Annotated in this window: 13 protein-coding genes and 1 tRNA gene; 4 read left to right on the top strand and 10 right to left on the bottom strand. The window is 57.6% G+C overall.

Going from position 1 to position 12505, the window contains the following annotated elements; translation table 11 throughout:
• Position 1 precedes the first annotated feature (1 nt).
• The 4 genes from AC1DE4_RS11115 to AC1DE4_RS11100 form a co-directional block, all read right to left on the bottom strand.
• Entirely contained in the window at positions 2-1006 is a 1005-nt protein-coding gene (locus AC1DE4_RS11115) for an ABC transporter permease subunit (RefSeq protein WP_016552833.1), read from the bottom strand.
• Positions 1007-1096: 90 nt separating this feature from the next.
• On the bottom strand, positions 1097-2692 hold the full coding sequence (locus tag AC1DE4_RS11110; protein ID WP_477881353.1) for an ABC transporter substrate-binding protein: 1596 nt from the start codon (positions 2690-2692) through the stop codon (positions 1097-1099).
• 332 nt (positions 2693-3024) lie between these two features.
• Complete coding sequence (rirA, locus tag AC1DE4_RS11105) at positions 3025-3507, bottom strand: iron-responsive transcriptional regulator RirA (protein WP_018856856.1); 483 nt, start codon at positions 3505-3507, stop codon at positions 3025-3027.
• Positions 3508-3736: 229 nt separating this feature from the next.
• A complete protein-coding gene (locus AC1DE4_RS11100; RefSeq protein WP_018856855.1) occupies positions 3737-5233 on the bottom strand; it encodes a CoA-acylating methylmalonate-semialdehyde dehydrogenase in 1497 nt (498 codons plus the stop codon).
• 191 nt (positions 5234-5424) lie between these two features.
• Between AC1DE4_RS11100 and AC1DE4_RS11095 the strand changes: the two genes are divergently transcribed.
• Positions 5425-5739 (top strand): putative quinol monooxygenase, encoded by a 315-nt coding sequence (locus tag AC1DE4_RS11095; protein ID WP_025659490.1) that lies wholly within the window; start codon positions 5425-5427, stop codon positions 5737-5739.
• On the top strand, positions 5736-6617 hold the full coding sequence (locus AC1DE4_RS11090; protein WP_477881351.1) for a LysR family transcriptional regulator: 882 nt from the start codon (positions 5736-5738) through the stop codon (positions 6615-6617). The genes AC1DE4_RS11095 and AC1DE4_RS11090 overlap by 4 nt, the downstream gene beginning before the upstream one ends.
• Before the next feature lie 54 nt (positions 6618-6671).
• On the opposite strand, the gene AC1DE4_RS11085 is transcribed toward AC1DE4_RS11090, so the two are convergent.
• The 3 genes from AC1DE4_RS11085 to AC1DE4_RS11075 form a co-directional block, all read right to left on the bottom strand.
• Positions 6672-7106 (bottom strand): DUF4174 domain-containing protein, encoded by a 435-nt coding sequence (locus AC1DE4_RS11085; protein ID WP_025659492.1) that lies wholly within the window; start codon positions 7104-7106, stop codon positions 6672-6674.
• A 221-nt stretch (positions 7107-7327) separates the two neighbouring features.
• Entirely contained in the window at positions 7328-7600 is a 273-nt protein-coding gene (locus AC1DE4_RS11080; protein ID WP_245271654.1) for a hypothetical protein, read from the bottom strand.
• Between the two features lie 245 nt (positions 7601-7845).
• Positions 7846-8091 carry a helix-turn-helix domain-containing protein gene (locus AC1DE4_RS11075; RefSeq protein WP_018856850.1) on the bottom strand — a complete coding sequence of 82 codons (246 nt, stop codon included), beginning with the start codon at positions 8089-8091 and terminating at the stop codon, positions 7846-7848.
• A 582-nt stretch (positions 8092-8673) separates the two neighbouring features.
• On the opposite strand from AC1DE4_RS11075, the gene ppk2 reads away from it, so the two are divergent.
• Positions 8674-9591: a polyphosphate kinase 2 gene (gene ppk2, locus AC1DE4_RS11070; protein WP_477881349.1), complete on the top strand. Its 918-nt coding sequence runs from the start codon at positions 8674-8676 to the stop codon at positions 9589-9591.
• Between the two features lie 157 nt (positions 9592-9748).
• Here the strand turns inward: ppk2 and AC1DE4_RS11065 are convergent, their stop codons facing one another.
• Entirely contained in the window at positions 9749-10483 is a 735-nt protein-coding gene (locus AC1DE4_RS11065) for a polysaccharide pyruvyl transferase family protein (RefSeq protein ID WP_477881347.1), read from the bottom strand.
• A gap of 352 nt (positions 10484-10835) precedes the next feature.
• Here AC1DE4_RS11065 and AC1DE4_RS11060 point away from each other — a divergent pair, with 352 nt between their 5' ends.
• Positions 10836-11579 carry a hypothetical protein gene (locus AC1DE4_RS11060; RefSeq protein WP_037215587.1) on the top strand — a complete coding sequence of 248 codons (744 nt, stop codon included), beginning with the start codon at positions 10836-10838 and terminating at the stop codon, positions 11577-11579.
• Positions 11580-11731: 152 nt separating this feature from the next.
• On the opposite strand, the gene AC1DE4_RS11055 is transcribed toward AC1DE4_RS11060, so the two are convergent.
• Positions 11732-11808: transfer RNA gene (locus AC1DE4_RS11055), tRNA-His, on the bottom strand.
• Between the two features lie 127 nt (positions 11809-11935).
• Positions 11936-12385 (bottom strand): phasin, encoded by a 450-nt coding sequence (locus tag AC1DE4_RS11050; protein ID WP_018856846.1) that lies wholly within the window; start codon positions 12383-12385, stop codon positions 11936-11938.
• Positions 12386-12505 lie beyond the last annotated feature (120 nt).

The following is a 12505-nucleotide window of genomic DNA, read 5'->3' as shown; positions in this document are numbered from 1 at the left end:
CCTAGTGACGAATACGTGGGTTGATCAGACCGTACATGAGGTCGACGATCAGATTGACGATCATGATGATGCCGGCGATGAGCAGCAGGCCACCTTGAACGACGGTGTAGTCGCGCTTGAAGACCGCATCGACCATCCACTTGCCGATACCAGGCCAGGAGAAGATCGTTTCTGTCAGGATCGCGCCGCCGAGCAACACGCCGACCTGCAGACCAATCGACGTCACGACCGGGATCATCGCGTTGCGAAGCGCGTGCAGGCCAACGACGCGGATGGGGGCGAGACCCTTGGAGCGCGCGGTGCGAACATAATCTTCGCCGAGCACTTCCAGCATGGCCGAGCGCGTCTGTCGCGCGATGACCGCAAGCGGAATGGTGCCGAGAACGATCGTCGGCAGAATGAGCGAGACGAACGCCGACTTGAATGCACCGGCCTGGCCGGAGAGCAGGCTGTCGATCAGCATGAAGCCGGTGACCGGCTTGAAGAAATACATCAGCGAAATGCGGCCGGACACGGGTGTCCAATGCAGCGTGTTCGAGAAGAGAACGATGAGCAGCAGGCCCCACCAGAAGATCGGCATCGAGTAGCCGACGAGGGCAACGCCCATCACGCTCTGGTCGAACCAGGTTCCTCGCTTGACCGCGGCGAAGACGCCGGCGGGAATGCCAAGCACGATGGCAAAAATGATCGCACAAAGCGAAAGCTCAAGCGTCGCCGGAAAGAGCGAGCCGAACTCCTGCAGAACCGGGCGCTTGGTAACGATCGACGAGCCCAGATCACCCTGCACCACGTTACCGAGGTAGTCCAGGTATTGAACATAGACAGGTCGATCGAGGCCGAGATCATGCATGACCTGGGCATGGCGTTCCGGCGCCATCACGCGCTCGCCCGACATCAGCATGACCGGGTCACCGGGCAGCAGGCGGATGAACGAGAAGGCGATGAGTGAAACGCCGATGAAGGTTGGGATCAGGATCGCGAGGCGTCCGATGAGAAATCGCAACATTGGCAAGTGTCCATAGTGTTCCGGCGGTCAGGTATCAAACCTGACCGCCGGCCAAGCCCGGGATTGCCGGGCATCTTTGCATAATTTTGATTACTCGGCGATATCAACGCCGTCGAAACGGTGAACACCAACCGGATCCTGCACGTAGCCGGAAACCTTGGCGCTCATCGGTACGAATTCCGTGGAGTGATCGATCGTCGCCCACGGAGCTTCCTTCTTGAAGACGACCTGCGCCTGTTCGTAGAGCTTGGTGCGCTCTGCGACGTCAGCGGTCTTCTTGGCCTTCTTCACGAGATCGTCGAATTCCTTGTTGCACCACTGTGCACGGTTGTTGCCGCCGACGGCTTCGCAGCCGAGCAGGGTGTCAAGGAAGTTGTCCGGGTCGCCGTTATCGCCGGTCCAGCCGAGGATCGCAGCGCCGTCACGGGCCTTGTCCTTGGAGAGCTTGAGGTATTCAGCCCATTCGTGGGTGACGATGTCGACCTTGACGCCGACCTTGGCAAGGTCAGCCTGCATCAGTTCAGCGGCGCGACGTGCGTTCAGCATGTACGGACGCGAAACCGGCATAGCCCAGATCTTCATGCTGAGATCCTTGACGCCAGCCTTTTCGAGCATCTTCTTTGCTTCGTCCGGGTTGTATACGTCATCCTTGATGTCGTCGTTATACGACCACATGGTCGGCGGGATCGGGTTCTTGGCAACCTGGCCAGCACCCTGGAAGACGGCCTGCACAATCGCCTGCTTGTTGATCGCCATGTTCAGCGCCTTGCGCACTTCGGCCTTGTCGAACGGAGCCTGGAGCGTGTTGTACGCGAGATAGGAAACGTTCAGGCCTGGCTGTTCCAGAACCTTCAGGTTCGAGTCCGTCTGCAGGTCCTTGATGTCAGCCGCGTTCGGATACGGYATGATGTGGCATTCGCCGGCCTTCAGCTTCTGAGCGCGGACGGAAGCGTCCGGGGTGATCGCGAACACGAGATCGTCGATCTTTTCCTTGCCCTTGAAGTAGGTTTCGTTGGCCTTGTAGCGGATGACAGCATCCGGCTGGTAGGCAACGAAGGTGTACGGACCGGTGCCGAGCGGCATCTGGTTCATCTGTTCCATCTTGCCGTCAGCCTGCAGCTTGTCAGCATATTCCTTCGACAGGACGGACGCGAAGTCCATTGCCAGGTCGGCGAGGAACGGTGCTTCCGGATGGTTCAGGGTGAACTTGACGGTCAGGTCGTCGACCTTCTCGACGGACTTGATGAGTTCCGGGAAGCCCATGCCCGCGGCATATTCGTATGAAACGCCGGCAACGTACTTGGCCCAGGGGCCGTCAGCCTTCAGCTGGCGCTCGAACGAGAAGACGACGTCGTCAGCGTTCAGATCGCGGCTCGGCGTGAAGAATTCGGTCGTCTGGAACTTGACGCCCGGACGCAGCTTGAAGGTGTAGACCGTACCGTCGTCGGAAACCGTCCAGCTTTCGGCCAGGCCCGGCTCAATTTCGGTCTTGCCATGTTGGAACTCGACGAGACGGCTGTAAACCGTACGCGAGGAGGCATCGAAGGTGGTGCCTGCGGTATAAATGCCCGGATCGAAGCCTTCCGGCGACCCTTCAGAGCAGTAAACGAGCGTTTTAGACCAGGCTGCGGATGCCATGGCCGAAGCCAGGACCGTCGCGGCCAGCAAGACAGACATCTTTTTCATGATATCGTTTCCCAGGTTTGTTCTTTTATTTGAGATCCCGGGGAACCCGGAATGACGGCAGATGGAACGACATTTGTTTGCTGAAATCAACGACCGAAGTGGAAAATTCTTCCAGATGGGCAACTTTAGTAATTTTCCGCCAAAAATGGGCCGCACTTAGAAATAAACGGACTGAATAAACGTGATTCTTGTCGCATTTGGTATAATTTCGCGCCAGCTGCGACCTTTTCACACACGCGTCACGCGAAACTCCCGACAAAAAACTCCCTTAGAACGGAACGGCCGCGGCATTTGACGCTGCCGCGGCCGGATCAAAATTTCGTCATCGCCGATCAGGCAGCGGGTGCCACGACGGGGGATTTGCGGCGTTCGTGCTCGCCGGTCAGGCCCAGCAGGAAGTTGATCTGCGGCCGCGCCTTGACGAGGTCGTCAATCGAATATTGCGCCAGCACGTCGAAGAAAGCGTTGAGGGCCTTGCGCAAGGCGGAGTTCAAACCGCAGCTGTCGACAAGCGGGCATTCGACCATGCCGTCATCCTCGAAACACTCTGCCATTGCAAAACTGTCTTCCGTGACGCGAACCACGTCGAAGAGGCTGATGTCTTTCGCAGGCTTGCCGAGCCGAACGCCACCGTTGCGACCGCGAACCGTCTCGACCAACCCTGCCTTGTTCAGAGGCTGCAGGATCTTGAACAGAAAGAGTTCGGAAACACCGTATGCCTTGGCAATCTCCGGAATCCGGCTCAGCTGCCCCTCATTGGCAGCACAATACATCAACATGCGAACCGCATAGTTGGTCTGCTTGGTCAAACGCATGCCGATCTCCAGAATCGTCAGTTACACGTGGTCTATATAGTGGCTTTGCTAGTTTTGAACAATTCCAAAATATGAAAATCATAATCATCTTATGTGAGACGGATTGCCGCGACGTTATTTGGTCCGGAACCCGGGATCATGTCACGCGAGACTTTCGGTGACGGCCAGAACCACGTTCAACGCAAATTGGGGGCCGAAGCCCCCAATTCAATAACATCGTTCGTTCGTCTTACTTCATCGTCGGCATGACGAATTCGGCGCCGTCCTTGATGCCCGAGGGCCAGCGGGCGGTAATCGTCTTCGTCTTGGTCCAGAACTTGATCGAGTCCGAACCATGCTGGTTGAGGTCACCGAAGCTCGAGGCCTTCCAGCCGCCGAAGGAATGATAGGCCAGAGGAACCGGGATCGGGACGTTGATGCCGATCATGCCGATGTTGATGCGCGAGGCGAAGTCACGGGCGGCATCGCCGTCGCGGGTGTAGATCGCGACACCGTTGCCGTATTCGTGCTTCATCGGCAGGTCGAGCGCTTCCTCGTAGTTCTTGGCACGGACGACGGACAGAACGGGCCCGAAGATCTCCGTCTTGTAGATATCCATGTCCGGCGTCACATGATCGAACAGCGTACCGCCGACGAAATATCCGTCTTCATAACCCTGCAGCTTGAAGCCGCGGCCATCGACGACGAGCTTTGCACCCTGCTCGACGCCACGATCGATCAGTCCGTTGACGCGGGCGTAGGCTTCCTTGGTAACGAGCGGACCCATATCGGCCTTCTCGTCCGTGTAGGGGCCGATACGCAGCGATTCGATCTTCGGCGTCAGCTTCTCGACGAGGCGATTGGCGGTTTCCTCGCCGACCGGGACGGCGACCGAGATCGCCATACAGCGTTCGCCGGCAGAGCCGTAACCTGCGCCCATCAGTGCGTTGACGGCCTGGTCCATGTCTGCATCAGGCATGATGATCATGTGGTTCTTCGCGCCGCCGAAGCACTGGGCGCGCTTGCCGTTCATGGCGGCCGTTCCGTAGACGTAGCGGGCAATCGGCGTGGAGCCGACGAAGGAGACCGCGCCAATATCCGGATCCGTCAGGATAGCGTCGACGGCAGCCTTGTCGCCATTGACGACGTTGAGGATGCCTGCCGGGAGGCCTGCTTCGATCATGAGTTCGGCGAGACGCAGCGGCACGGACGGGTCGCGCTCGGACGGCTTCAGGATGAAGGCGTTGCCGCAGGCTATTGCCGGCGCAAACATCCACATCGGGATCATGGCCGGGAAGTTGAACGGGGTGATGCCCGCACCGATGCCGACCGCCTGGCGCATGGAGTACATGTCGATTGCCGGGCCGGCGCCTTCCGTGAATTCGCCCTTCTGCAGATGCGGAATACCGCAGACGAATTCGCAGACCTCAAGACCACGAACGATGTCGCCCTTGGAATCTTCGACTGTCTTGCCGTGCTCGGTCGAGAGGAGGACAGCGAGTTCATCCATGTGCTTGTTCAGCAATTCGACGAACTTGAAGAAGACGCGGGCGCGGCGCTGCGGGTTCGTCGCCGCCCACTTTGGCTGAGCGGCCTTGGCGTTCTCGACTGCGGCGCGCAGTTCCTCGACATTTGCCAGCGCCACAGTGGCCTGGACTTCGCCGGTTGCCGGGTTGAAGACGTTGCTGGTGCGGCCGCTGGTGCCGGCGACGTGCTTACCGCCGATGAAATGACCGATCTCACGCATGGATGTGCCTCCTCCTGTTTTTGGATGCCGAACAATCACACTTCAATTTGCACAAATCAATGCGCTGAGATAAGCAACCGTTGTGCGTAAATTGAAGCCCAGCTGATCGAGCTGATGCTTCTCTCAAGGTCCACGCAGGACTCCGCTAGACTACCACGGTCGATGCAAACTGAAGAGGAGATAGTGCTTCGATGAGCAGGAAACTGGTTGTCAGAATGGCCGAGGTCGAAATCGATCCCGACCAGCTTGAAATCTATCGCCTTCTGTTGACCGAGGAGATCGAGGCTTCTGTCGTACTGGAGCCCGGCGTTCTGTCGCTGAACGCCGTTTCCCTCAAGGACAGTCCGCAAAAGATCCGTATCCTCGAGGTCTATGCGAACCAGGCAGCCTACGAAGCGCACCTGCAGACACCGCATTTCCTCAAATACAAGAACAGAACCGCGGGAATGGTGAAGTCCCTGACGCTCATCGACGTCGACCCGATCATGATGCGTGGCAAGCCATGAACTGGGACGATGTCCGCATTTTCCTGGCCGTGGCCCGCACCGGGCAGATCCTTGCCGCCTCGAAACGTCTGGGGCTCAACCATGCCACCCTCTCTCGACGGCTCACCTCGTTGGAAGAGGCGCTGAAGAGCCGCCTCTTCGTCCGCCGCACAAGTGGCTGCGAGCTGACGGCCGAGGGCGAGGTTTTCCTCGCCTCTGCGGAGCGGATGGAAACCGAAATGCTGTCCGTGCAGGCAAATCTTGGCCGTACCGATACGGCAATCGCCGGGACGGTGCGGGTGGGAGCGCCCGACGGTTTCGGCGTTTCCTTTCTCGCGCCCCGCATGGGTCGACTGATCGAGCGTCATCCGGAACTGAAGATCCAGCTTGTGCCGGTGCCGCGATCATTCTCGCTTTCACAGCGTGAGGCGGATATCGCCATCACGCTGGAGCGGCCCGAACAAGGCCGGCTCGTGTCGGCCAAGCTCACCGACTACACGCTCGGCCTTTATGCATCCCGAAGCTATGCCGAACTTAATGGCCAGCCCGCCAACGTCGAGGCGCTGAAACAGCACCGGCGGATCGGCTATGTTGAGGACCTGATCTTTTCCCAATCGCTGAACTTCACCGGCGAGGTGATGCGGAACTGGAACGCCGCCTTCGAGATTTCTTCGGCGACGGGGCAGACGGAAGCCGTGCTTTCCGGCGCCGGGATCGGCATCCTGCACGACTATATTGCCCGGCAGAATCTCGAACTCGTGCGCATCCTGCCCGATATCTCGATCCGGCGAGCGTACTGGACGACGTTTCATGAAAGCGCACGCGAACTCGTGCGGGTGCGTACCGTTTCCGATTTCCTGCAGGAACTCGTGGCCGCCGAGCGCCACATATTCCTGTAACATCGGGTCAGCGCGGCAGGGTCAGTCGCGCTTCTCAGATTCTTCGCTCGTCTGCTACTTCTCTGCCGCAACTTCGGCAGCGCGCACCGGCATGCTGTCGATGATCGCAAACAGTTCGGCGCTGGTGACCGGCTCGCTCACCTTGAGCTTTACCGTTCCATCCTTGCCGACGAGAAAGGCTGCGAACTCTCCGGCAGTCGGATCACCCAAATCGCGGGCAATCGCCGCAGCGTCCAGCTTTTCGCCAGCGCCGAAAAGCTCCCTGACACTGCCGCCGACGATCTTGAGAATGACCATATCGCGGTCCTGCAAGGCATCGCGATCGGCAAGCAACTGGTTTTCCTGGCGAGCAGCCCGCACGTTTCCCTTGTCTGCAAAGATGACAAGGACACGGTTCCGCCACTGGAATTGCTCAAGGCTCGCAATGGCGGAATAGGCTTCGTTGCCTTCATCCACCTTGGTCGCGCCATATAGAAGCGTCTTCGACATGCGCATTTCTCCTATCGACTAGAACGTCCAAGGAGCGAGCGCGGTTCCATCCCCAATCGATCGCTTAGCTGCGCCAGGATTTTCGCGACTGCCACAAGGCGCCGAACAGGATGAGCAACAGCGGAACGCTGCCATAAGACAAAGAGACTTGCGCCAACTGATCCAGTCTCTGGGGAGGTGCATCAACCGCGATCGGATTGCGTATAAGGCTCGCGCTGAGACTATAGGCAGCGCGCGAGACGGCCGCGACCGCGATGATCAATCCGGCCATGTCGATGAAGCGAAAGGCCGCACAGAAAGGCCACCAGCAGCAGATAGGCCGCCCGACCCAGCAACCGGAAATCCCCGAGAACGATATCGTCCGACTCGCTGACCAAGCTGACTTTCAGGACTGGGAGCAAGACCGCAAGAATGGCAAGGACGGCAAGCGCGCTACGCTTGATGAGCTCGTTCAAATCAATCCGCGTGGCGCCAATGCGTCGAGCCCGGCTCATTGCCCTCTCCTCTATACACAAAACCGCCGAAGTGCACAGGCACCCGGCTCGTTCGAGGGCGGACATTTGCGATGAAGTTGCTAACGCACCGGACAATCAGCGGCGGTAAAATTAACCCTTCGCGAGCAAGAGCGTTCAGCGGTTCGGAGGAGATGGTTAAGAAAAGATGAAGGGCGGTGTTACAGGCGTTTTTTGGGAGAGGCAAGGCCAGGCGGGCGACTGCCTGCCCGGCCCTGAGGTCATTATCACATCGGAGCAAACGATGAGAGCGGCACCTGTAATGCAGAGGCGATCCGCTTGAGCTTGGCGGGATCAGCATCCTCACCACTCTCGATTTCCTCAATCTCATTAACAACCAGGCCACAAGTCACTGCGAGGTCGTCGAGGCTATAGCCTACGGCCTCTCGAGCGGCACGTACAGCAGCGGCTACATTCACGGCCGAAACGGCGGTAGCCTTGGATGCATCCAGATTGCTGAGCGAAATGGACATTTACGTCTCCTTCTGAAATCACTCTGAATTAACCCCCGACCGGAAAATGACACCCCCGATCACGATTTGCAATGCAGTACGGTTAATCCGTGATCAACGAGAGCGCGGCAACGGAGCCTCGGGCGAGTGGGCAAAATCTGATTGCCCCTTGTTAGCAAAGCACATTTTCCTGACCGCCTCGCCGGCCACATGGACGTTGCCACCTGTTGAAAAAACCTCTCGCACGCGGCGATTTGTCACCTATTCTTAGGCATGGGCGCATGTTTCGGGCGAATCATTTGCGGCCGAAACTGGGCAAATGAGACGACAAAGGCCGGGAGACGAGTTCTCGATGAAAGCGCATCCGCGGTTCATGTGACACCGCCCCTAGGTTACTGCCCGGCCCTCATTCACTCGGCGGGCGCACGCAAAAAGCAACCACTCTTCGAACGCAGCAAAGCCCACGCCGAGTGTCACAGGAGGTTCATTCTAAGGGAATAAATCCGACTAAGGATCTGCTGGAAGATGACGACTGTTCAGAGACATCGTCGCCATGCCGCCACGTTTCAAACCGCGCCACGAACGCATCGAGGGTGAACGCCTATGAACAACATATCCGACATCAACCAGTCCGATTGGCTCGAAGCCGAACTGGCCGACACCATCGATGAGGACTACGAGCTGGAACTCTCGGAGCCGGCGCTGTCAGACGCGATCCGCAAAATCTATCGCAACGCCCATCCGGCATCGATCCCGCGGCTCGACTATTTTCGCGCGCTGCTTTCGCTTCAGGCGGAGTTGATCAAGCTTCAGGATTGGGTGGTCTATAATAAGCAGAAGGTCGTCGTGATCTTCGAGGGTCGCGACTCCGCCGGAAAGGGCGGCGTGATCAAGCGCATCACGCAACGCCTCAATCCGCGCGTTGTCCGCGCCGTCGCCCTGCCCGCGCCTTCCGACCGCGAGAAGACTCAGTGGTACTTCCAGCGCTATGTCCCGCATCTGCCTGCCGGGGGCGAAATCGTTCTTTTCGACCGCTCCTGGTACAATCGCTCGGGCGTGGAGCGGGTGATGGGCTTTGCGAGCGAGGACCAGGTCGAGGAGTTCTTCAACGACGTGCCGGAATTCGAACGCATGCTCGTTCGCTCAGGCATCCGGCTTGTCAAATACTGGTTCTCGATCACCGATGAAGAGCAGCAGATGCGCTTCCTCGTGCGCATCCACGACCCGCTGAAGCAGTGGAAGCATTCGCCGATGGACCTGCAATCGCGCGTCCGCTGGGAAGGCTATACCAAGGCGAAGGAAGAGACCTTCGCGCGCACCAACATTCCGGAAGCCCCGTGGCATATCGTCGAAGGCAACGACAAGAAGCGGGCACGGCTGAACTGCATCGATCACCTGTTGCGTCAGATCCCTTACACTGAGGTGCCGCACGAGGAGATCACCCTGCCCAACCGCGTCTTCAATCCGGACTACGAGCGCAAGGTGCTGCCGCCAGAACTCTACGTTCCATCGAAGTATTGATTGGTATGCGCTTGGGGGGGAACGGGGCATTCGCCTTGTCCCCACTCGCGCGGCAGGCGAAGCGGTGCTCTGGCTAAGCTTTCGGGGTTCGCCGGTGATAAGCCTTTGAGACCGACCATTCTTGGAGAGCGATCAGGATGGCCCAGAATCTTGGAAGTCACTTGAAAGGAAAAGACGAAACTAGCTGGTCAAGCAACTGGTTGCTTGGCGTGGAGACAGTTAGGTCTTCGCCCTTGATTCCATTGCTCAATATTTCATGGAACTCGACCGGAGGCGAAAACGCAACTCCTCGCTGTGCCTCATAGTCTCTGAACTTGAAGCCATCGCCTTTAATAGAGTTTTCCGGCGCTACCCACCTTGACGGTACAACGTACGCATCGGCGACAATGAGCCCGTGCAAGCTGCTGGAGACGATCACGTTACACGCCGAAATCAGCTCGCAAATCTCCTTCGGCTTCTGCAGGAGATCGATAATCTGCCATCCTTTCGGAAGGCTGCTCGCGTACCTGTCCCTGAAAAGCGGAAGGGTTGCAAAATGAGGGATAATTCCAACAGCGAATTGCTTAATGCCCCGCATAGGCCAGAGCCTGGGGAGAAGGAGAGCCGGGTCGCCCAACGGCAAACGTTGCTTCACTCTCGCGGCCGTGAGCGGCCCGCGGACGGCATGAAATTTCAATCGTTGCGGCCACACGGCCGCAGAATTCTCGTTCATGAAACCCGAGCCCCAGACATGCAGCGTTCTCCAGGGACGTCTTGAAAGAAGCGGAACACTCGCGCCCTTCTTTCTTCTGTAATAGGAGTCCAGAATGCTGCCAACGCCGAGGAGTTCCGCGGAGCCATGCTTGACGTAGTTGGCTTTGAGGCCAAACATTCCCTCCAGCAAATCAGCCATTAGGTTGTCGCCGAAGTTCTCCGCCTCCTGACCGAACCGGCTACCTACGGAAGCCGCATATACATTAATAGTCCGGGACATCACATACGCTCGCAGAGCCAAAGACTTCGATCTGAAGCAGATCGGGGTAATCGGCGGTTGACGCTTCGAACGGAAAAACACCAAGGGACGCGATCTCATTGGCGCTGAATTTTCTCCTTTCAGATGCCACGAAAAGCCCAGTCGCGTTCTTGAGTTTGCCCTTTCTCTTATGATTTTTTTCGCTACGGACTCCAAATCCATGTCGGGTTCGCATACACGGTTGCTTGGGCGAAAGCCAGCCAATTGGTGGCAATCTGTAGGTGACGCAAAAGTGAAAATCGACGTAACGATCATTGCCGGTCGTCGACCGGAACTCCTGCGCGCGACACTGGACAGCTTCTCCCATCGAGCATTTGCCCACCACGATGTGCAAAACGTCTTCGTAAATATTGATCCCATATTCGGAGACGAGGCTGACTTAGGGGCCTGCGTCGAAGTCGTAAGGCGCTACTTCCCATCACCTGTTATTTTCACGCCCTTTGACGCGGGGTTTGGTTCCGCGGTGAAAAGACTCTGGTCGTCGACGACGAGCGGCTTCGTCATGCACCTGGAAGACGACTGGCTGGCGTTGGATGACATCGACTCTCGCATCGAGGCTTGTTTCGAGTCTGAGAAGGTCAAGCAGGCATCATTCCACACTGCCAATCAAAACTGGGACATAGCGAGGCGGGGATATCTTCATAGGCGCAGGCGCTACACGACCATCTTAGGCATCAAGCTTCCGCTTCCTAGAACTTATCCGAAATTCACGACATCTCCCTCGGTTATTGAGGGCAATTTCGCCAGGATGAGCGCCGTTCTTATGGACCCGCTCTTCGATCCGGAGAAGCAATTCTATTCAGGTGTGAATTCGGCCTTGGAGCGCGCCGTCGCAGGCTACGATAACTATATATTCTCTCCGGACCGCAAGCCGATAGTCGAGGACACCGGACGCACGTGGCGGGAAGAACGGGGGATCTCGAAAAACATTCGCAATGCCACCTCTTTTTGGGAGGGCGCGGACGGCGGAAGCTGACCCGACGAGCTTTCGGCGGTATTGCCACGCCAATTGCAGAACGCCTAGACCTTCAACGCGCCAGATGTTCGAGACAAGTTCCAAGTAGCATTCCCGGAACATGGTTCCCGGGCGGGCAGGGTCGGTTGTACTCTGATTTCATTGTGGAAGAATGGTACGGTTGGGGGGTCTCGAACCTCCGACCTCAGGTGCCACAAACCTGCGCTCTAACCAACTGAGCTACAACCGCACAAGTCGCGTCCGACGCGACGGGGGTCACATACGAGGACTTGGAAATTAATTCAAGCCCTATCTCGCCCCAATATACAAAAAGGCCGGACAGATGGTCCAGCCTCTTCGTGTGTCCTGTTAAAGAATCAGGCCGCCTTGAAGGAGGCCATGACCTTTTCAGCTGCTTCCTTGGAAGGCTTCGCAAGCTTTTCGGCAACCTGCTTGGAGGTTTCCTGCATGGTCTTCGCCTGCTCGATCGTCAGCTCGACCTGCTTGCGCAGGAAAGTCGTCTGGAGTTCGACGAGCTCGGCGACCGACTTGACTGCAAGCAGCGCTTCCATGTGGGTCAGCGAGTTTTCCGCGTTCGTGCGCAGAGCGTCGATCGCCTTGTGGCCGATTTCAACAGCGCCGGCCTGGGCAGTCTGAACCGTGACTTCGAGCGTCTTGCTCGCTTCTTCGCCGGCGCTCTTCATCTTGGCATAGGCTTCACGCGACTGCTGTGCGCCCTTTTCCGCGAAGTCGCGGAAAGATTCAGTGAACTTGGAAGGATCAAACGACGACATTGAAAAAACGTCGTCCATCTTTATGTTAGCCATTGGTTTGCGCTCCTTTTGCCTCGGCATGCGTGATGGCCTCGTAGGTTAGATGTCCATTATATAGCGCAGATTTTTGTGCATTGCAACATGCTTGTGCGACGCACAATGCGTTAACCTTTC

This window comes from Rhizobium sp. 10N414 (genome assembly GCF_056394785.1).
Note: the sequence above shows the minus strand (reverse complement) of the source record. Positions and strands in the feature narration are given on the sequence as shown.